Origin of the sequence: Streptococcus sp. NPS 308, from assembly GCF_002355895.1 — a bacterium.
GTDB lineage: Bacteria > Bacillota > Bacilli > Lactobacillales > Streptococcaceae > Streptococcus.
On sequence record NZ_AP017652.1, the window covers coordinates 1,267,838 to 1,286,148 of the forward strand.

Sequence of the window (18,311 nt, forward strand, 5' to 3'; positions counted from 1 at the left end):
TCTCTATCAAAGTCAAGCAATTTTTGTCATTTTCTTTCAAATTCTATCATTTTTCTTATTTCCAACATTTTTATTGCAAGATAAGTGGCTTTATGGTAGACTATTTGAGTAAGTATTGGAAGATTACTCAAGAGGCTTAAGAGGCCGTGTTGGAAACGCGGTAGGCGTGTAACAGCGTGCGTGGGTTCGAATCCCATGTCTTCCGTAGAAAAAGAAAAACTGCATTGAGGTGCAGTTTTTTTTACCGTTCTAAGAACAATATATAGAAATGAAAGGCTGAGTTACTTTAACTACCACACCACATTTTTCTGTATCCTGCCCTATCCTAATTCATAAAAAAACAAGTAGTTTATTAAGACTACTTGTTTTTCTTTTAAATCTAAAGATTAGATATTGCTTTTATCTTTCTTATCTGAAGATTTGTCTGTTGATTTATCAGTAGATTTGTCTGTAGACTTTTCTTTGTCATTCGACTTCGTAGAGTTTTTACGTACAATCTTATCATACCCTTCTGTGTTGTCAAGTAACTCAGATGCTAGAGTACGGTAATCTTCTTGAGAAATAAGCCAGTTCCCATCTTTGTCCTTGGTTAATTTGATTTCAGTATCAAAATCTCCAGTAGTAAATGGTGTGTGTGCTAAGTTAGGATCTACGTCAGTATAGACAGTAAAATCCTTCTTGAAAAGATGCTCGAAGATCCAGTAAGAGATCAAGGTTTGGTAACGTTTAATATCAACATCTGATCCAGCTTGATTGTACTTAGCTAGGTTGTCAACACCTCCAATTAGAGTGGTGAGAACTTCCCTTGTAGATGAAGCCAATCCTTTAGAGTGTAGTTTTTTAGAGTTAAAAGTAACAGTAGCTGTATTACCGGATTCATCTACTTTCACATCTTTAACTGAATAAGAACCAATGTCTTGGTATAATCTACGTCTCATTTTCAAGAAACCTGAAATTGTTTCTTCTGGAGTTTCAATAGGGAAATCATCATGCCATTTTACAGAGTATGTAGATGCAGGTGAAAGACCATCATCTTTAATTTTTTCACTTGTTTGAACTGCAATAACGGCATCAGTCCATTTTTCATAAGTTTCGCCATAAATCTTCTTGAATCGTACAGAGTCGCTAGTGAGAACAGAGTCTAGGAGAATTTCAGCATCTTTTGTAACTTTCTCTTTAACTTCCGCTGCTTCATCCTTCTTCTCAACTTGTTCCGTTTTCTCCTTGTCATCAGAAGAAGCTTCAGATGACTGATTAGAAAATGCGGAACATGCACCCAAGACAACTGTTGAGACTGCTAAGATACTTAGTAACTTAATCTTTTTCATGTTTCACCTCTTTATGAAAATTTACTCTTGGAGAACACCTCCAAGTAGATTAGTTTAGAAAAACACGGGGTTCATCTAACGGAGAATGGGGGATTCGAACCCCCGCGCCGGTTACCCGACCTAACGATTTAGCAAACCGTCCTCTTCAGCCTCTTGAGTAATTCTCCACTAGCAAACTAAAACAAATAGGATACAATAAAGGATACAATTTGACGAAATAATCCCAAAAATCCTATTGATGATGGAGCCGGTGGGAGTCGAACCCACGTCCAAACACCTGCCAACATATTTGTCTACAACCATAGGTTATGTATTGTTTTAACAGTCCCTCGACACATAACTCAAGCCTAGGAACTGCGAGTCTATCAATCTCTTATCAAACCACTAGACAAGGCTTGATCGTATCTCGCTAATCATAAGACCTGTCATTGAACACGAGCAATCCAAATCAGGTCACGCCTGCTGGTTTTTAGGCAGCTAGAGCGTAAGAAGTGTTATTTTTTGCAGTTATATTTAACTGAGCGTTTACGTCGCCACACGGGTTGCAAAATATGCCTCATAATGCCTGTCGAATCCGTAACGACCCCAGGATGTTAGAACTATTATAACCTATCTTCATAAAAATTGCAAAATCAAGCCAATTCTTTAGAAAAGATACGTTTTCAAAGCATCTGATAAGGCTTGATAACCAGCTACACTTAGATGGAGACCATCCGTTGTATAGGCTGATTGAAGTTGTCCTTCTGAATCTGTCAAACTATCATAAATTGGTAGAAAATCTACTTGCATATAGGCGGAGGCTAGAGCCTCATAGGCTTGATTCCATTCTCTGATTTTTTCATTGGTACGAATGTAAACTGTCTGCTTGTATTCTTCTCCTTCATTGACTGGCAGAATAGAAACTAGCTTTATTTGTGACAGCGGATAATCTCGGTTAAGCGATTGAATCACACCTTCAAGATTATCCAAGGCTTCATTCATGGGAATATCTTTTCCGATATCGTTTGTCCCAATTAAGAGAACAATTTGATCGACAGCATCACCATAAAGATGGGCATCAAGATTGTCTAGTAGAAGTCCCGTCTGGTAACCTCGGATGCCTCGATTAACAATCGTCTTGGTAGTCCCGAGTAACTCTTGCAAAGGGTAGTATTCTACAATCGAATCGCCGATAAAAATCATATCTGGCTCTAAAAGAGAAATCTGATTGAGTTCACGATACTTGGTTTGAATTTTTGCTTGCTCTTTTAGGAGCCAATTTTCTAATAACTGTACTGCCACCTTATCCCTCTTTCTCTAACCAATTTTCTAGGACCTGATAAACGCCCCCTTGGCTGTTAGCTGGAGCTAGGGCAGTTGCAACTGCCTTGGCCTCATCATCAGCATTTTCCATAGCATAGGCAATTCCAGCCATCTCCAACATCTCAACATCATTTTCGCTATCACCAAAAGCCATGATTTGTTCCGATGTCAAATCCCAGCGCTTGAGCAATTCTTCCAATCCCCAAGCCTTGTGAACCCCAGCTTGCAGGATATCGATACAGCCATAACCGCTAGAAACAGCTCTTACACGACCATCAAAGAGGTCATTGATTTCCTGCAAAACTGCACTAGAACGTTCTTCACCAACGACCATGCTCATCTTTAGGACTCCTCCAAAGAGGTCTGAGTTTAGCTCATCCACAAAATTGGTCCTTTGGTAAAGTTTTTCAATCATCTCTGGAGTCATAAATTTTTCCAGGTCTGTAAAAACAGTTCCTTCCTTGACAAAACTCCCATTCATGCTGGTGACGACGAACTGATCTCGACACTCCCTCCCTTTAAAATGAAGGAGAGCCTTGTCAACCATAGCATCATCCCAGGTCTGAGCCTGAAGTAATGTATCATACTCAAATATCCGCGCACCGTTAGCAACAACCAGGACTACTCGACTCGCCAAGTGTTCTAGTAGTTGCCTCATCCGATGGACTTCATTCCCCGTCGCAATGACAAAACGGATACCTCGTTCATCTAATTGGTCTAAAATTTTTTCTAAACGTGGCAAATCCAGTTGCCCTCTTGGATCCAGCAAGGTTCCATCCATATCTGTTGCAATTAATTTAATCGTCATCTCGTCTCCTTTAGGGCGAGTACCTACCACTTCAACCCTACATGTTCATTCATTTCTTTATAGGCTGTGTCAATTCGTTCCTTGGTCGCCTCATCCAACTGCTCACGGTAACGTCCTCCTTCAATGAAGTCCTCCAAGATATAGGTCTGATAGAGGAAGAGAGGATAGCCTTCTGGGGAGTAAGTCCCTTTGGGTGTTCGATTAACCCAAGTAGGATGCGCTTTGGCGGTTTCAATTCTTGTCTTTCCATCTTTTTTCTTAATGGTCACATCCATGAGAACACCGCGCTCTGTCCACTTGGCATTTTCCTCGTCTTGCATGGTTTCAATACGCTGGTTTGAAAGGAAATTCCCCATGGAATAGATAATCAGTTTTTTGTCACCATCTTTTTCGACCGTTTCGGCAGGTTCAACGACGTGAGGATGCCCTCCAAAGATAATATCGGCTCCCCAGTCCACCATCTTGTGATACAGTGTCTTTTGTTCTTCCGTTGGTTCCAACTGGTATTCAATTCCCATCTGAGGCATAACAACAGTGATATCCGCTTCTTTCTCGGCACGCTCGATTTCTGCCTTCATCTTTTCTTCGTTTAAGTCAGAAAGATAGCGATTATAGTCCTCTTGGGAAATAGATTGTTCAATGCCATTAAAGCCATAGGAATAAGCCAAGAGAGCTACCTTGATACCATTGACTTCCTTAATAACAAGTGGAGACTTGTCCCGTGGTTCCTTTGTGTAAACTCCGATAGGTGTCATTCCTGCCTTTTCAATAGCTTGAGCTGTTGAGACCACTCCCTCTATCTGAGAATCTAGGATGTGATTGTGGGCCAAGTCTAGAACTTGATAGCCTGCATCCTTGATCGCATCCATCACCTCACCAGGTGCATTAAAAAGAGGATAACCTGCCAAATAGTGGTCCTTGTTCACCGTTCCTTCAAAGTCACCAATTACCAAGTCCGCTTGTTTGAGCCAAGGCTTGACATACTCAAAATTTTCATGAAAATCATAAGTCCCATCTTCTTTTAGAGCTGTTCGGTAGATAGGGATATGATAAAGAAGATCACCGTTTGCCATGATACGGGCTGTCTTTTCGTCAGAATCATTTTCCTTGAATTGACTAGATGTACTTGTAGAATCAAGAGTTTGACTACTAGGACTCGTTCCCTTGTTGCCTTGTACTGCTCGAACTAACAAGTTCCCTCCCATGGACACGGCAACTGCAAGTAGCAAGACCATAATAAACTGGGCATTGGTCCAGGATTTATAATTCCGAAAGAAACCAATACTTTTCCCCAACAATCCATCAATAGGTCCATGAGATCGTCTATTTTGTCGCTTTTCCATCTTTATTCCCCCTTGCTTTTTGGTGCAAGTCTTTTCTTTTATTATACCACAGACAAAAGAGGAATACCGTTTATTATATTATTTTTTAGTAACTTCTGCGACTTTCTTTCTCGCCTATTTTGTGTTATCATGTAGAGGTAATGAAAGGAGAGAAAATGTCTGCTATAGAACGTATTACAAAAGCTGCTCATTTGATTGATATGAATGATATTATCCGTGAGGGAAATCCAACTCTGCGCGCTGTTGCTGAGGAGGTGACTTTCCCATTGAGTGATCAAGATATCATCCTTGGCGAAAAAATGATGCAATTCCTCAAACATTCTCAGGATCCTGTTATGGCTGAGAAAATGGGACTCCGTGGTGGTGTTGGCCTTGCTGCTCCCCAGCTGGATATCTCAAAACGTATTATTGCTGTTTTAGTGCCAAATATTGTGGAAGAAGGTGAAACTCCAGAGGAAGCCTACGATTTGCAAGCCATTATGTACAATCCGAAAATCGTCTCCCACTCTGTTCAGGATGCTGCCCTTGGCGAAGGAGAAGGTTGCCTATCTGTTGACCGTAACGTACCAGGCTATGTTGTCCGCCATGCCCGTGTCACTGTTGATTACTTTGACAAGGACGGTGAAAAACACCGTATCAAACTTAAAGGATACAACTCCATCGTTGTCCAACATGAAATTGACCACATCAACGGAATCATGTTCTACGATCGTATCAATGAAAAAGATCCATTTGCTGTTAAAGATGGTTTACTGATTCTGGAATAAAGAAAATCCCGTTGCAAGACGGGGTTTTGTGTTATAATAGAGGCATGAAAACAAATGATATTGTCTATGGCGTCCATGCCGTTACTGAAGCCCTCCTTGCAAACACTGGAAACAAACTCTACCTCCAAGAAGATCTTCGAGGTAAGAATGTTGAGAAAGTCAAGGAACTGGCTACTGTGAAAAAAGTCTCCATCTCTTGGACCTCAAAAAAATCCCTCTCTGAAATGACCGAAGGTGCTGTCCATCAAGGATTTGTCCTTCGAGTTTCTGAATTTGCCTATAGCGAGCTAGATCACATTCTTGCCAAAACGCGTCAAGAAGAAAATCCTTTGCTATTGATTCTAGACGGGTTAACTGATCCTCATAATCTGGGTTCTATCTTGAGAACTGCTGACGCGACCAATGTTTCAGGAGTCATTATCCCCAAACACCGCGCTGTCGGTGTAACTCCTGTTGTTGCCAAAACGGCTACAGGAGCTATTGAGCATGTACCGATTGCTCGAGTGACCAACCTTAGTCAAACTTTGGATAAACTCAAGGATGAAGGCTTCTGGACCTTCGGAACGGATATGAATGGTACTCCTTGCCACAAATGGAATACAAAAGGAAAAATCGCCCTCATCATAGGTAATGAAGGAAAAGGCATCTCTAGCAACATCAAAAAACAGGTCGATGAGATGATTACCATCCCCATGAATGGGCATGTTCAAAGCCTCAATGCCAGTGTTGCTGCAGCCATTCTCATGTACGAAGTTTTCCGAAATAGACTATAATAAAAAGTTTCCAGTCATCTGATTGGAAACTTTTTATGATTATACTCAATGAAAATCAAAGAGCAAACTAGGAAACTAGCTGTAGACAGCTCAAAGCACTGCTTTGAGGTTGTAGATAAGACTGACGAAGTCAGCTCAAAACACTGTTTTGAGGTTGTGGATAGAACTGACGAAGTCAGTACCCATACCTACGGCAAGGCGAAGCTGACGTGGTTTGAAGAGATTTTCGAAGTGTATTAACTATGTTCGGTGATAAACTTGTAGGCTTCTTGACCTGCGATAGCCCCATCTCCAACTGCTGTTGTCACTTGGCGAAGGTCTTTCTGGCGAACATCTCCAACTGCAAAGATGCCATCAACGCTAGTTTTCATGTGATTGTCTGTTACGATCCAGCCTGCCTGGTCTTGGATATTCAAATCCTTAACAAAATCACTAACAGGGTCCAGTCCAACATAGATAAAGACACCTCCGAAGGCTTGCTCTGTCACTTGACCAGTTTTTACATTTTCAAATACAACTGACTCTACTCGGTTTTCACCTTTGATTTCCTTAACTACAGAGTCCCAGATAAAGTTGACTTTTTCATTAGCAAAGGCACGGTCTTGCAAAACCTTTTGGGCACGAAGTTGGTCGCGACGGTGAACAATAGTGACAGACTTGGCAAAGCGTGTCAAGAAGAGAGCTTCTTCTACCGCTGAATCTCCACCACCGACTACGAGCAAGTCTTGGTCACGGAAGAAAGCTCCATCACAGACCGCACAATAGGAAACGCCTCGGCTATTTAATTCTTCTTCTCCAGGAACATCTAAAAGACGGTGTTTAGAGCCAGTTGCCACGATGACAGTACGGGTTTCATAAACTTGGTCATCAGTGATTACCTTCTTATAGTCAGCATGATCTTCAATCTTTTCAACAAACCCATAAAGGTGCTCCACTCCAAGATTTTCAAGTGGTTCAAACATTTTTTCAGCCAATTCAGGTCCACTGATATTGGCATAACCTGGATAGTTTTCAATATCAGATGTGTTGTTCATTTGCCCGCCTGGCAGACCACCTTCAATCAAAGCCACTTTCAGATTGCTTCGAGCAGCATATAAGGCAGCTGTCATTCCCGCAGGTCCAGCACCAATAATAATCGTATCGTACATTTCGATTCCTTCTTTCTTGTTGTAACTATCTTTATTCTAACTGTTTGAAGTTTATTTAGCAAGCATTATGCTCTGAAAACTAAAATGAGACTCATGACGGCAAAGGATAATACTGGAATCACCAAAACCCCAATCATAATCATATCATAGAGATGGGCTTGACGGGCCTTGGCTGTCTTGTCCACACCAGACATAGCTCGCAATCCAATCCAAATCCCTAAAGAAATCACGACGAGAATGGTCGTTAAGATCAAACTCTCGAAATATAAAGAAAATAGTTGCAGCAGCATGATCTCTCTCGTTTCTATCTTTTTTAAAGAGTAAACTCAGCTAGTCCAACTAACTGAGTTTTCCTTTTTACTATTATATCAAATATAAGTCCGTTTGTAACTAGCGAAGAATTCTTTTGTCCGTTCTTCTTTCGGCTGATTGATGATTTCATCCGGTGTGCCTGACTCGATGATTTTCCCTTTATCTAGGAACAAAATCTTATCTGCCACTTGGGCTACAAAAGACATATCGTGACTAACCAAGATCATGGTTTGACCAGACTTAGCGGCATCTGCAATAGATTTTTCCACTTCTCCGACCAATTCTGGATCAAGAGCTGATGTTGGTTCGTCCAAGAGCAAGACGTCTGGTTTCATAGCGAGGGCACGCGCTAGGGCAACCCGTTGCTTTTGCCCACCTGACAAATGACGAGGGTAATGTTGCTCCTTATCAGAAAGACCGACCTTAGCCAACTCTTCCTTGGCGATTTTGGTTGCTTCCTCATCTGATAATTTCTTAACAACAACCAAGCCTTCCTTGACATTGTCAAGGGCTGTTCGGCGTTCAAATAAGTTGAACTGTTGGAAAACCATGGACAACTTGCGACGAAGGGTTAGAATCTCCTCTTGGCTAATCTGAGAAAAATCAACTATAAAATCGTCAATCTGGATGGATCCGCTATCTGGTGTTTCAAGATAGTTAAGGCTACGCAAGAAAGTTGATTTCCCTGCTCCAGATGAACCAATCAAGGCTACTACTTCTCCCTTTTGGATATCCAAGTCCAGATGATCCAAGACAGTCTGACCTGAAAAGGATTTGCTTAAATTCGAAATCTTAATCATTAACGTAGGTCTCCTTTCACATCTGTAGTTACTGTATCCGGCGCAGAAATTTGCATTTTCTTCTCGATAAAACGACCGAGGCTTTCGATTCCGATATTGACTACCCAGTAAACAAGGGCTACGGAGATGAATCGCTCAAAGTAACGATAATCAGCTCCACCCAAAATCTGAGCCTGAGCAAAAACTTCGACAACACCCGCACTAAAGGCTAGCGAAGTTCCCTTGGTCAAACCGATGAGGGAATTGATCAAGGTTGGAGTAGCTACCACCGCTGCATTAGGAATAATGACACGACGATAAACTTGCGCACGGGTCATCCCCAGACTGCGTGCCGCTTCAATCTCACCAGGATTGACAGAAAGAATGGCTGCACGAATGGTTTCGCTGGCATAAGCTGCCTCATTAAAGGCAAAAGCTACGATAGCAAAGGTTGCTGCAGGAATAGCATTGATATTGAAGCTGGTTCCCCATTGTTGATTGAGGGCTTTCAAAGCAAGTGGAATCCCATAGTAGGTCAACATAAGCTGAACCAAAATCGGTGTCCCTTTTAAAAAGCTGACAAAAAAGGCCTGTAAGGGATATAAAATCTTAACACGGTTTATTTTAACAATGGCAAAAACCAAGGCTAGCACCAAACCAAAAATCGCACCGCTAAGCGTCAACATGATAGTTGTGGGAAGTTGTTGGACAATTCTTGGAATCCCATCAAAAACCGAACGCAAGCTAAAGAGCTTACCGTCTGGAATCAGCTGCATCAAGCTCTGGTACCAATCTGATGCTAAAAGTGTTGTAACAGTCATAAAAACATCCTCTCCTGATAATGATTCATTCTACCATACTTCTGCTCGCAAGCAAATTATTTGCTACGGGTAAAGCAGACTTTGTCTATCTTCTAGTTTATCACACTTTAAAACAGGGAAGCTATATATTTTACCTATCAAGAAGATAGATAAAAACTATTTCAAGCCCAGTTCCCCGTAGGATTTTCTATAGCCGATTTGCTTAACAGCACCATTCTCCACCAAAATTGGACGTTTCAATAACATGCCATCACTCGCTAGAAGCTTGGCAGCTTCTTGATTTGATAGACTTCCAACCTTATCCTTCAAGCCAAGTTCACGGTACTTGATACCACTGGTATTGAAAAATTGTTTCACTTCAAAACCAGAAGTTTCTAGCCAGTTTAAAATAACTTCTTCACTTGGTGTTTCTTCTACAATATGGATATCTTGATAGTCAAGTCCGAGTTGGTCAAGTTCATTCTTTGCTTTCTTACAAGTTGAACATTTTGGGTATTCGATAAATTCTAACATCTTCTTTTCTTTCTATTTTTTATTCTCTTGAAATGCTGCACCTTCATGTTGCAAGAGCCAGGCTTTCTTTTCGACTCCCGATGCATAGCCTGTCAGACGATTGCCTGACCCCAGCACACGATGACAGGGTACAAGGATGGACCAGGGATTACGCCCCACTGCTCCGCCAATAGCTTGGGCAGAATTCACCTGCAAGTCTTGAGCTATTTGTCCGTAAGTTACTGTTTGACCGTAAGGAATAGCCTGTAAGTAAGCCCAGACTCGCTTTTCAAAATCCGTTCCAATGGGAGCCAAAGGTAAGTCAGATAGATCCTGAACACTGCCTTCGAAATAGGTATCTAAATAGGAAATAACTTGCTCTAATACAGGATGGCTACCAACTTCTTCTATCGTTTCATCCCCTAATCCTCTCTCAAAATGAGTTTGGTCCTGCACCCAAATCCCAAACAAATATTGCTCATCAGCAACTAAGGACAAGGTTCCAATTGGCGATAAGTAGAGCATTTTTGAATACTTTTTCTGCGTCATTTTTTTAATCTCTGATAGGCCAAGCGTTCCCCATCAACTGGAACTTTTCCGACCTGACTGAATCCAAGTTTTTCAAAGATATGCTGCATGGCCTTGTTTTGTGCATGCGTATCTGAACGAAAATCTAGATAATCAAAACCTTCAATCAAGCCTTCTAGGAAAGTCTGAGCAACTCCTTGTCCTTGGACATCTGTTGCCACAGCGATACGGTGAAAGACCAGATATTCTGATTCTTCCCCATGCCAACTTCCTTCATAAATGGCTTCATAGGCTTCCTCTGGGCTCTTGGTCACAGCAGCATAGGCTAACAGTTCTCCTCCCTCTTCCAATGCCACATAGGCTTGACCAGAGATGATATCATCAATAATGATGTCAGCATTTGGATAGCCATTTTGCCACTGGTCACTACCAGACTTGGCTAAACACTTTTTGGCATCCTCCATCACCTGCATAATCGCATCTACTTCGTTTGGAAAAGCTAAACGAATCTCCATCTTTTCCCCTCATTTCTAACTATTTTCTCTCATCATAGCATAATTTAAAGCTTTCTACAAGCAGTTGAAACTTGACTTTTATTTTTTATTATTTTATAATCTAGTTATTAAAACTAGATAAAAAGGAGTTGGAAATGAATTCTAACTTTTCCTACCCAAAATGGGAAGACATTCCAAACATTGACCTCTATCTGGATCAGGTTTTACTTTATGTCAATCAAGTCTGTGCTCCTATCTCTCCAGATAAAGACAAGGGGCTAACAGCATCCATGGTCAATAACTATGTTAAACATGGTTACCTGACAAAGCCTGACAAGAAAAAATACCAACGCAAACAGATTGCCCGTTTGATTGCCATCACCACTCTCAAGTCTGTCTTTTCGATCCAAGAAATCGCTCAGACACTGAATAGTCTACAAACTCAAGCGAGCTCAGACCAGCTCTACGACGCTTTTGTGGACTACATGAACCATGGGATTGATCCAGAAAATCCTATTATCCAAACCAGCTGTCAAACGGTTAAACTCTATCATCAAACTCTAGACTTAATCCTTAGCAAAGAAGAGGAGAAAATCCAATGAACACCAGCCTAAAGCTCAGTAAAAAACTTAGTTTTGGAGAGGAAATTGCTAATAGCGTGACCCATGCTGTGGGTGCCGTTATCATGCTCATCCTACTTCCTATTTCATCCACCTATAGTTATGAAGCACATGGATTTTTATCGTCTTTTGGCGTTTCTATCTTTGTTATCAGTCTCTTTCTCATGTTCCTCTCGTCAACCATTTACCACTCTATGGCCTATGGTTCGACCCACAAATACGTCTTGCGAATCATCGACCATTCTATGATTTATGTGGCTATCGCAGGCTCTTATACGCCAGTCGTCTTGACTTTGATGAATAACTGGTTTGGGTATCTGATTATTGCCATTCAATGGGGAACGACCATCTTTGGCATTCTCTATAAAATCTTTGCTAAAAAGGTTAATGAGAAATTCAGCCTTGCCCTTTACCTGATTATGGGCTGGTTGGTTCTAGCTATCATTCCTGCCATTATCAGTCAAACAACGCCAATTTTCTGGAGTCTCATGGTAACTGGCGGACTCTGTTATACAGTTGGAGCTGGATTTTACGCTAAGAAAAAACCTTATTTTCACATGATTTGGCATCTCTTTATCCTAGCAGCATCTGCACTCCAATACATCGCGATTGTTTATTACATGTAAAAAAGTTGAGAATCTTTTCTCAACTTTTTTCTTTACACATATTGATAAAGTACTGGTGCAAGCGAGCATCATCTGTTAACTCTGGATGAAAAGAGGTCACCAGCATATTTTTTTCTTGAGCTGCAACGATTTGGTCGTCTAGGGTTGCTAGGATTTCAACACCCTCTCCAAGACTACTGATAATTGGTCCGCGGATAAAGGTCATTGGAATCTTGCCAACTCCCTTACATTCTGCCTCTGTATAGAAGCTTCCCAGTTGGCGGCCATAGGCATTGCGTTCAACCACTATATCCATGGTTCCAAGATGACTTTCTTCCTGGGAAGTGATTTCCTTAGCCAGCAAAATCAAGCCTGCGCAAGTACCAAAAACGGGAAGACCAGATAAAATGGCTTCTCGGATTGGAACCAGCATCTGCTGGTCACGCAAGAGTTTGCCCATGGTTGTAGATTCCCCACCAGGCAAAATCAAACCGGACAAGTCACTCTGACGTTGTTGAAAATCATCTAAATTTCTGATTTCAACACTAACAACACCTAAGTTTTCTAACACTTTTGCATGCTCTTCAAAGGCACCTTGCAAGGCTAATATTCCGATTTTCATCTATTTTCCTCGCTCAGCCATGAGAATTTGGATTTCATTCTCATTGATACCAACCATGGCTTCCCCAAGATCTTCTGAAATTTGTGCTAAGATTTGTGGGTTTTGGTAATTGGTTACGGCTTTGACAATGGCACTTGCTCGTTTAACAGGGTCTCCTGATTTGAAAATACCTGAACCGACAAAGACGCCCTCTGCTCCCAATTGCATCATCAGCGCAGCATCTGCTGGCGTTGCAACGCCTCCAGCTGCAAAGTTTACAACTGGCAATTTTCCATGTTCATGGACATACTGAACCAATTCAATAGGGACTTGCAAGTCTTTGGCAGCAACATAGAGCTCGTCTTCACGTAGGTTTTGAATGCGGCGAATTTCCTGATTCATCATACGCATATGGCGAACGGCTTGAACAATGTCTCCTGTACCGGGTTCTCCTTTTGTACGAATCATGGAAGCTCCTTCAGCGATACGACGCAAGGCTTCACCCAAGTCCTTAGCTCCACAGACAAAAGGAACTTGGAATTCCTTCTTGTCCACATGGAAACGATCGTCAGCTGGAGACAACACTTCACTCTCATCGATATAGTCAATCTCAATAGCCTCTAAAATCTGAGCTTCTACAAAATGTCCAATTCTAACTTTGGCCATCACTGGAATGCTCACTGCTTCTTGGATCTCCTTAATCATCTTTGGATCACTCATACGAGAAACACCACCAACTGCACGAATATCAGCCGGAATCCGCTCTAAGGCCATAACAGCTGCCGCACCAGCAGCCTCTGCGATACGAGCCTGTTCAGGGTTCTGCACATCCATGATAACACCGCCCTTAAGCATCTGCGCCAAGTTTTTATTTAGTTCATAACGATTTTCAGTCATTTCTTTATCCTCATCATTTGTATTGGTAGCTACCATTTCATTTTAAGCCAGAAAAGAATGAACCACAAGATAAAAAAACAATAATTGTATGGGTACAGATTAATTAAAAAACTATCTGACCTTAACTTAAGGCCAGATAGCTCAGCTATTGTTATTTTTCAGCTGTAAGTGCAGCCATTGTGATGTAGTTGTAAGGTTTGTTAAAGTGTGGCAAGAAGAATAGGTCTGTCAAAGCCAACTTGTCAATTGTCACATGTTCTTGGATAGCAAGTGAGAACATATGAATTCCCATGCTGATAGCAGAATCACGTGATACCATTTGAGCACCAAGAATTTCGCGACTGTCTTTATCAAAGACAATCTTGATGGCAACTTCATGGTTGTCGTGCTTCATAAATTCTGGTTTTTGAAGATCGTTAAAGCCTGTTTCAGTTGCGTTGTAACCAGCAGCTTTAGCTTTTTCAAGAGTCAAACCAGTTGAAACCATGTGCAGACCGTAGATTGAGATACCGTTTGATCCTTGTACACCGATTCCTTCAAGTTCGTGTCCACAAGCGTTGTAAGCACCAACGATACCAGTACGAACAGCGTTTGAAGCAAGCGCGATGTAGCTAGTGTCTTTACGAGCGTTGTCATAAACAGTCGCACAGTCACCTACTGCATAAACACCTGGAATTGATGTTTCTTGTTTCTTGTCTACAAGGAAGGCACCGTTACGGAAGAGTTCAATCTTACCATCAGCAAGAGCTGTGTTTGGACGGAAACCAACTGCAAGAACAACCATATCCACATCAAATGTTTCTTTGTCTGTTACCAAGCGTTCAACTTTACCATCACCTTGGATAGCTTTTACTGTTTGACCAAGTGCCAAGCGGATGTTGTTGTCTTCCAAGTTCTTCGCCATCATTTGAGTGAAGTCTTTGTCGTAGTAGCCGTTCAAAACAGTGTCTACGATATCAACAAGAACAACTTCTTTTCCAAGACGTTCGAAAGCTTCAGCAAGTTCAACACCGATATAACCACCACCAACAACTGCGATGCGCTCAAGGTGTTTGCTCTTGTCAGCAAGTTTTTCGATAACTTCTTCTGCGTTTTGGTACAACTTAACAAATTGAACATTTTCAAGTGTTGCTTTGAATTCGCGGTTGCCCTTAACGATTTCAACACCTTCGATTGGAGGCAAGATTGGAGTTGAACCAGTCGCAAAGATCAATTTGTCATAAGACTCTTTATGTTCTTGACCTTCAACTTCTGCTGTCACAACTTTATTGTCATAGTCGATTGAAAGAACAGGTGAGTTCATGTAAACTTTTGCACCCTTAGCTTCCAATTTTTCTTTATCAGAGTAGAACAAGCCTTCAGCTCCGTCGATTTGTTCCCCGATCCAAAGCGCCATTCCACAACCAAGGAATGAAATATTTGAGTTTTGGTCAAATACAACGATTTCATTTTCATGTCCAAAATTGTCCAACATAGTATTGATACATGCTGTACCAGCGTGGTTAGCACCAACTACAACGATTTTACTCATAGAAAATTTCCTACCTTTAATTTAAAATTTACCTTTCTAGTATAACATTTACTGTTAGCGTTTACAAGGTATTTGCTTAGAATTCTCTTATTTTAAGCAATTTTAAGTTTTATTATATTATTTTTTTTGAGTTTCTATCTTTTTTTATATTTTTTGAGCATATTTCTTGACTTTTTGTTAAAATTTATTTGTGAAAACGCTGACTTTATGTTATGCTAGAAACATGGAAATAAAATGTAAGGGGTTCAATTCTCGTAAATTTAACCTAGCTTGAATATTTCCTCTGAAGAAGAAAGGAGTTGGTAGCTTGCCTCTTCGTTCACGTTCTGAACGACTCATGGGAACAACTATCACGATTTCATTAGTAGATGAACAGGCAGATTGCCTGCTTCAAGGAGCCTTTGATTTACTCAGAGAGCTCGAGTACCGCTTCAACGCCAACAGTCAAGAATCCGAATTGATGGAGATCAATCACCAGGCTGGAATTGCTCCGGTCAAGGTCCATCCTGACTTATTTGAACTGATTGCTCTTGGGTTAGAACATAGTCTAGCTCCATCTAGCCATCTCAATATCAGTATTGGTCCCTTGATTCAAACCTGGCGAATCGGTTTTTCAGATGCTCTACTCCCCGAGCTAAACGAAATCGAAGCTGTCTTGCCTCTAGTTGACCCGCATTTTATCAAGTTAGATCCAGCTAGCTCTACTGTATTTTTAGAGAAAAAGGGAATGAAACTTGATTTAGGTTGCTTAGCTAAAGGCTATAGTGCAGATAAGGTTGCTCAGTATTTAAAAGTACACGGAGTCACTTCTGCCTTGATCAATCTCGGAGGAAATATCCTCACCATCGGGAACAATCAAGCCAAAGAAGGGAAAGACTGGCAAATCGGTATTCAAGATCCACGAAATCCTCGTGGCAATCATCTCCTAACCATTCCTGTTTCTAACAAATCCGTCGTCACTTCTGGTATCTATGAACGCCACATGACAATAGACGGAGAAGACTATCACCATATTTTTGATAGCGAGACAGGATTCCCTGTCGAAACAGAGCTCGCTAGCCTAACGATTATCTCAGATAAATCCGTCGATGGTGAGATTTGGACAACCCGCCTATTCGGAGAACGTAGCGCTTCTATCCTCTGGCAAGTCGAAAGTTTAGATGGCATCGAAGCCATTCTCATCGACAAAGAGGGGAACCTTACATGTTCTTCAGGCCTTTAAATTTGTATTATGTAAAAAGAGAAAGGAAATCTCATGCTAAAACTTATTGCCATTGTTGGAACGAACTCTAAACGTTCTACAAACCGCCAATTGCTCCAATACATGCAAAAACACTTCGCCGACAAGGCTGAGATTGAACTTGTTGAAATCAAGGATATCCCTGTTTTCAACAAACCAGCAGATAAACTTCTTCCTGCTGAAATTCTTGAAATTGCGGCTAAAATTGAAGCATCTGATGGTGTCATCATCGGTACCCCTGAGTACGACCACTCAATCCCTGCAGTTTTGATGAGCGCTCTTGCTTGGCTATCTTATGGTATCTACCCACTTTTGAACAAACCAATCATGATCACTGGTGCTTCTTACGGAACTCTTGGTTCATCTCGTGCTCAATTGCAACTTCGTCAAATCTTGAACGCTCCTGAAATTAAGGCAAATGTTCTTCCAGATGAATTCTTGCTTTCTCACTCTCTTCAAGCATTTAACCCAAGTGGTGACTTGGTTGACCTTGATGTCATCAAGAAATTGGATGCCATCTTTGATGACTTCCGTATCTTTGTGAAGATTACTGAGAAATTGCGCAATGCGCAAGAATTGCTTCGCAAAGATGCAGAAGAATTTGACTGGGAAAATTTGTAAGATAGGAGACCGAAAGAATGAAATTTGTTGGACTTGTTGGATCAAACTACGATCAATCATATAACCGCAAACTCTTGGAATTTATTCGTCGTAATTTCAAATTCAAATTTGAATTAGAAGTTCTTGAAATCGACGAAGTTCCAATGTTTAACCAAGACGAAAAATGGGACGAAAGCTTCCAATTGCGTTTCTTGTATAACAAGATTACACGTGCTGATGGTGTCATAATTGCGACTCCTGAGCACAACCACACTATCTCAGCTTCTCTCAAATCTGTACTTGAATGGCTTTCATACGAAGTTCATCCATTTGAAAACAAACCTGTTATGATTGTGGGAGCATCATACTACGACCAAGGGACTTCACGTGCCCAAGTTCACCTTCGTAAGATTCTTGACGCTCCTGGTGTCAATGCCTACACACTTCCAGGTAATGAATTCCTTCTTGGTAAAGCCAAAGAAGCTTTTGATAACAATGGAAACATCACCAACGAAGGCACTGTTAAATTCCTTGAAACTTGCTTAGATAACTTTGTAAAATACGTAGGAGTCGTTTCGAAATTGAAAAAACCAAAACCAATCGAACCAGAAGACTTGGATTGTGGAAAACCAATTGCTACAACCATTACAGAAGTTGACCCTGATGATCCAGAATGGGTAGAAAAAGTTGCAGCAATCACTGGGGCTGTTTCTGGTGATACCTATGTCAAATTGGACCACGGTATCCTGACAGTTAACCAAATCGATATGTTCTTGAAAGCTATGCCATTTGAATTGACATATGCTGATGATAACAACCAATTCCTCTACTACAACAACGCTCACCAAGATCCAGACACCATGTTTGCTAAACGTGTACCACCTCAATCAGGTAGCCGTATGTCAACTGTGCATGGTTCTCTTCCGCCAGCACGCATGAAAAATGTAGAGTGGGTTATCGGAACACTTCGCAACGGAAACCAAGAATACGTCCGTACGATCGTTCCAGGTTCTCCTGCAGGTGTCATCAACACACACAACTACCAAGCAATGTACTATCCTGATGGATCATACGCTGGAATCAATGAAATCGTCTTTAACTTCCAACCATGGCTTGACTGGTACCTAAAAGAAACGGGTCAACGTTTGGTGGGTGGTAGCGGATCATTTGCTCCTGCAGCTGGAGGTCATGGAGACGCCGATGCTACTTCTGGCGCTTCTGATTCAGGTGATGCTGGAGGCCACGGTGGTGACGCAGACGCTACTTCTGGTGCAAGCAACTAAGAAACCAAAAAGGAGCCAGGTGGCTCCTTTTTTATTACA

General features: G+C 41.4%; 21 protein-coding genes, 2 tRNA genes and 1 other RNA gene. 8 read left to right on the top strand and 16 right to left on the bottom strand.

The genetic code is table 11. The features are described 5' to 3' along the window. Window positions 1-117: 117 nt before the first annotated feature. A tRNA-Ser gene (locus tag SNAG_RS06620) sits at window positions 118-205 on the top strand. A gap of 181 nt (window positions 206-386) precedes the next feature. On the opposite strand, the gene SNAG_RS06625 is transcribed toward SNAG_RS06620, so the two are convergent. The 6 genes from SNAG_RS06625 to SNAG_RS06650 form a co-directional block, all read right to left on the bottom strand. Further along, window positions 387-1,328 (bottom strand): hypothetical protein, encoded by a 942-nt coding sequence (locus SNAG_RS06625; protein WP_096407736.1) that lies wholly within the window; start codon window positions 1,326-1,328, stop codon window positions 387-389. Window positions 1,329-1,407: 79 nt separating this feature from the next. Next, a tRNA-Ser gene (locus tag SNAG_RS06630) sits at window positions 1,408-1,495 on the bottom strand. A gap of 72 nt (window positions 1,496-1,567) precedes the next feature. Continuing rightward, window positions 1,568-1,915, bottom strand: a transfer-messenger RNA (tmRNA) gene (gene ssrA, locus SNAG_RS06635). A gap of 58 nt (window positions 1,916-1,973) precedes the next feature. Continuing rightward, on the bottom strand, window positions 1,974-2,609 hold the full coding sequence (locus tag SNAG_RS06640) for an SGNH/GDSL hydrolase family protein (RefSeq protein WP_096407739.1): 636 nt from the start codon (window positions 2,607-2,609) through the stop codon (window positions 1,974-1,976). A 1-nt stretch (window position 2,610) separates the two neighbouring features. Next, window positions 2,611-3,438, bottom strand: a complete 828-nt coding sequence (locus tag SNAG_RS06645) for an HAD family hydrolase (RefSeq protein WP_096407741.1) — start codon at window positions 3,436-3,438, stop codon at window positions 2,611-2,613. Between the two features lie 23 nt (window positions 3,439-3,461). Then, window positions 3,462-4,781, bottom strand: a complete 1,320-nt coding sequence (locus tag SNAG_RS06650) for a CapA family protein (protein WP_096407744.1) — start codon at window positions 4,779-4,781, stop codon at window positions 3,462-3,464. Between the two features lie 155 nt (window positions 4,782-4,936). Here SNAG_RS06650 and def point away from each other — a divergent pair, with 155 nt between their 5' ends. Continuing rightward, window positions 4,937-5,548, top strand: a complete 612-nt coding sequence (gene def, locus SNAG_RS06655) for a peptide deformylase (protein ID WP_045616898.1) — start codon at window positions 4,937-4,939, stop codon at window positions 5,546-5,548. A gap of 44 nt (window positions 5,549-5,592) precedes the next feature. Beyond that, entirely contained in the window at window positions 5,593-6,321 is a 729-nt protein-coding gene (gene rlmB / locus SNAG_RS06660; protein ID WP_096407746.1) for a 23S rRNA (guanosine(2251)-2'-O)-methyltransferase RlmB, read from the top strand. Window positions 6,322-6,557: 236 nt separating this feature from the next. On the opposite strand, the gene trxB is transcribed toward rlmB, so the two are convergent. The 7 genes from trxB to SNAG_RS06700 all read right to left on the bottom strand — a co-directional run bounded on the left by trxB (window position 6,558) and on the right by SNAG_RS06700 (window position 10,916). Further along, on the bottom strand, window positions 6,558-7,469 hold the full coding sequence (gene trxB, locus SNAG_RS06670; protein ID WP_096407749.1) for a thioredoxin-disulfide reductase: 912 nt from the start codon (window positions 7,467-7,469) through the stop codon (window positions 6,558-6,560). A gap of 65 nt (window positions 7,470-7,534) precedes the next feature. After that, window positions 7,535-7,759 (bottom strand): DUF4059 family protein, encoded by a 225-nt coding sequence (locus SNAG_RS06675; RefSeq protein WP_000926604.1) that lies wholly within the window; start codon window positions 7,757-7,759, stop codon window positions 7,535-7,537. A gap of 78 nt (window positions 7,760-7,837) precedes the next feature. After that, window positions 7,838-8,581, bottom strand: coding sequence for an amino acid ABC transporter ATP-binding protein (locus tag SNAG_RS06680; RefSeq protein WP_096407752.1), 744 nt, complete (start codon window positions 8,579-8,581; stop codon window positions 7,838-7,840). After that, on the bottom strand, window positions 8,581-9,381 hold the full coding sequence (locus SNAG_RS06685; RefSeq protein ID WP_049537241.1) for an amino acid ABC transporter permease: 801 nt from the start codon (window positions 9,379-9,381) through the stop codon (window positions 8,581-8,583). The genes SNAG_RS06680 and SNAG_RS06685 overlap by 1 nt, the downstream gene beginning before the upstream one ends. A 156-nt stretch (window positions 9,382-9,537) precedes the next feature. Beyond that, the gene (locus SNAG_RS06690; RefSeq protein WP_096407754.1) at window positions 9,538-9,894 is read right to left on the bottom strand and encodes an arsenate reductase family protein; all 357 of its coding nucleotides are present in this window, start codon (window positions 9,892-9,894) and stop codon (window positions 9,538-9,540) included. 12 nt (window positions 9,895-9,906) lie between these two features. Beyond that, entirely contained in the window at window positions 9,907-10,422 is a 516-nt protein-coding gene (locus SNAG_RS06695) for a methylated-DNA--[protein]-cysteine S-methyltransferase (protein ID WP_096407757.1), read from the bottom strand. After that, the gene (locus tag SNAG_RS06700; RefSeq protein WP_096407759.1) at window positions 10,419-10,916 is read right to left on the bottom strand and encodes a GNAT family N-acetyltransferase; all 498 of its coding nucleotides are present in this window, start codon (window positions 10,914-10,916) and stop codon (window positions 10,419-10,421) included. The genes SNAG_RS06695 and SNAG_RS06700 overlap by 4 nt, the downstream gene beginning before the upstream one ends. A 134-nt stretch (window positions 10,917-11,050) precedes the next feature. Here SNAG_RS06700 and SNAG_RS06705 point away from each other — a divergent pair, with 134 nt between their 5' ends. Next, the gene (locus SNAG_RS06705; RefSeq protein ID WP_096407762.1) at window positions 11,051-11,497 is read left to right on the top strand and encodes a DUF1836 domain-containing protein; all 447 of its coding nucleotides are present in this window, start codon (window positions 11,051-11,053) and stop codon (window positions 11,495-11,497) included. Beyond that, window positions 11,494-12,141 carry a PAQR family membrane homeostasis protein TrhA gene (trhA, locus tag SNAG_RS06710; protein ID WP_001097972.1) on the top strand — a complete coding sequence of 216 codons (648 nt, stop codon included), beginning with the start codon at window positions 11,494-11,496 and terminating at the stop codon, window positions 12,139-12,141. The genes SNAG_RS06705 and trhA overlap by 4 nt, the downstream gene beginning before the upstream one ends. Window positions 12,142-12,160: 19 nt before the next feature. Here the strand turns inward: trhA and pdxT are convergent, their stop codons facing one another. The 3 genes from pdxT to nox form a co-directional block, all read right to left on the bottom strand. Continuing rightward, the gene (gene pdxT / locus SNAG_RS06715) at window positions 12,161-12,742 is read right to left on the bottom strand and encodes a pyridoxal 5'-phosphate synthase glutaminase subunit PdxT (RefSeq protein ID WP_096407764.1); all 582 of its coding nucleotides are present in this window, start codon (window positions 12,740-12,742) and stop codon (window positions 12,161-12,163) included. Then, window positions 12,743-13,618 carry a pyridoxal 5'-phosphate synthase lyase subunit PdxS gene (gene pdxS / locus SNAG_RS06720; protein WP_096408872.1) on the bottom strand — a complete coding sequence of 292 codons (876 nt, stop codon included), beginning with the start codon at window positions 13,616-13,618 and terminating at the stop codon, window positions 12,743-12,745. 151 nt (window positions 13,619-13,769) lie between these two features. After that, window positions 13,770-15,149 carry a H2O-forming NADH oxidase gene (gene nox / locus SNAG_RS06725; RefSeq protein WP_096407767.1) on the bottom strand — a complete coding sequence of 460 codons (1,380 nt, stop codon included), beginning with the start codon at window positions 15,147-15,149 and terminating at the stop codon, window positions 13,770-13,772. Between the two features lie 307 nt (window positions 15,150-15,456). On the opposite strand from nox, the gene SNAG_RS06730 reads away from it, so the two are divergent. Genes SNAG_RS06730 through SNAG_RS06740 form a run of 3 tightly spaced genes read left to right on the top strand, consistent with a single transcriptional unit; the run spans window position 15,457 to window position 18,272 of the window. Next, window positions 15,457-16,371 carry an FAD:protein FMN transferase gene (locus SNAG_RS06730; RefSeq protein WP_096407770.1) on the top strand — a complete coding sequence of 305 codons (915 nt, stop codon included), beginning with the start codon at window positions 15,457-15,459 and terminating at the stop codon, window positions 16,369-16,371. A 33-nt stretch (window positions 16,372-16,404) separates the two neighbouring features. Continuing rightward, a complete protein-coding gene (locus SNAG_RS06735) occupies window positions 16,405-17,010 on the top strand; it encodes an NADPH-dependent FMN reductase (RefSeq protein ID WP_000915929.1) in 606 nt (201 codons plus the stop codon). A 17-nt stretch (window positions 17,011-17,027) separates the two neighbouring features. Then, the gene (locus SNAG_RS06740; protein WP_096407772.1) at window positions 17,028-18,272 is read left to right on the top strand and encodes an NAD(P)H-dependent oxidoreductase; all 1,245 of its coding nucleotides are present in this window, start codon (window positions 17,028-17,030) and stop codon (window positions 18,270-18,272) included. Window positions 18,273-18,311: the final 39 nt, after the last annotated feature.

What these genes read in the sequence shown, in the direction of transcription:
- SNAG_RS06625 (WP_096407736.1), bottom strand. Translation starts at nt 1,328, where the DNA reads ATGAAAAAGATTAAGTTACTAAGTATCTTAGCAGTCTCAACAGTTGTC.
- SNAG_RS06645 (WP_096407741.1), bottom strand. Translation starts at nt 3,438, where the DNA reads ATGACGATTAAATTAATTGCAACAGATATGGATGGAACCTTGCTGGAT.
- SNAG_RS06650 (WP_096407744.1), bottom strand. Translation starts at nt 4,781, where the DNA reads ATGGAAAAGCGACAAAATAGACGATCTCATGGACCTATTGATGGATTG.
- def (WP_045616898.1), top strand. Translation starts at nt 4,937, where the DNA reads ATGTCTGCTATAGAACGTATTACAAAAGCTGCTCATTTGATTGATATG.
- rlmB (WP_096407746.1), top strand. Translation starts at nt 5,593, where the DNA reads ATGAAAACAAATGATATTGTCTATGGCGTCCATGCCGTTACTGAAGCC.
- trxB (WP_096407749.1), bottom strand. Translation starts at nt 7,469, where the DNA reads ATGTACGATACGATTATTATTGGTGCTGGACCTGCGGGAATGACAGCT.
- SNAG_RS06675 (WP_000926604.1), bottom strand. Translation starts at nt 7,759, where the DNA reads ATGCTGCTGCAACTATTTTCTTTATATTTCGAGAGTTTGATCTTAACG.
- SNAG_RS06680 (WP_096407752.1), bottom strand. Translation starts at nt 8,581, where the DNA reads ATGATTAAGATTTCGAATTTAAGCAAATCCTTTTCAGGTCAGACTGTC.
- SNAG_RS06685 (WP_049537241.1), bottom strand. Translation starts at nt 9,381, where the DNA reads ATGACTGTTACAACACTTTTAGCATCAGATTGGTACCAGAGCTTGATG.
- SNAG_RS06690 (WP_096407754.1), bottom strand. Translation starts at nt 9,894, where the DNA reads ATGTTAGAATTTATCGAATACCCAAAATGTTCAACTTGTAAGAAAGCA.
- SNAG_RS06695 (WP_096407757.1), bottom strand. Translation starts at nt 10,422, where the DNA reads ATGACGCAGAAAAAGTATTCAAAAATGCTCTACTTATCGCCAATTGGA.
- SNAG_RS06700 (WP_096407759.1), bottom strand. Translation starts at nt 10,916, where the DNA reads ATGGAGATTCGTTTAGCTTTTCCAAACGAAGTAGATGCGATTATGCAG.
- SNAG_RS06705 (WP_096407762.1), top strand. Translation starts at nt 11,051, where the DNA reads ATGAATTCTAACTTTTCCTACCCAAAATGGGAAGACATTCCAAACATT.
- trhA (WP_001097972.1), top strand. Translation starts at nt 11,494, where the DNA reads ATGAACACCAGCCTAAAGCTCAGTAAAAAACTTAGTTTTGGAGAGGAA.
- pdxT (WP_096407764.1), bottom strand. Translation starts at nt 12,742, where the DNA reads ATGAAAATCGGAATATTAGCCTTGCAAGGTGCCTTTGAAGAGCATGCA.
- pdxS (WP_096408872.1), bottom strand. Translation starts at nt 13,618, where the DNA reads ATGACTGAAAATCGTTATGAACTAAATAAAAACTTGGCGCAGATGCTT.
- nox (WP_096407767.1), bottom strand. Translation starts at nt 15,149, where the DNA reads ATGAGTAAAATCGTTGTAGTTGGTGCTAACCACGCTGGTACAGCATGT.
- SNAG_RS06735 (WP_000915929.1), top strand. Translation starts at nt 16,405, where the DNA reads ATGCTAAAACTTATTGCCATTGTTGGAACGAACTCTAAACGTTCTACA.
- SNAG_RS06740 (WP_096407772.1), top strand. Translation starts at nt 17,028, where the DNA reads ATGAAATTTGTTGGACTTGTTGGATCAAACTACGATCAATCATATAAC.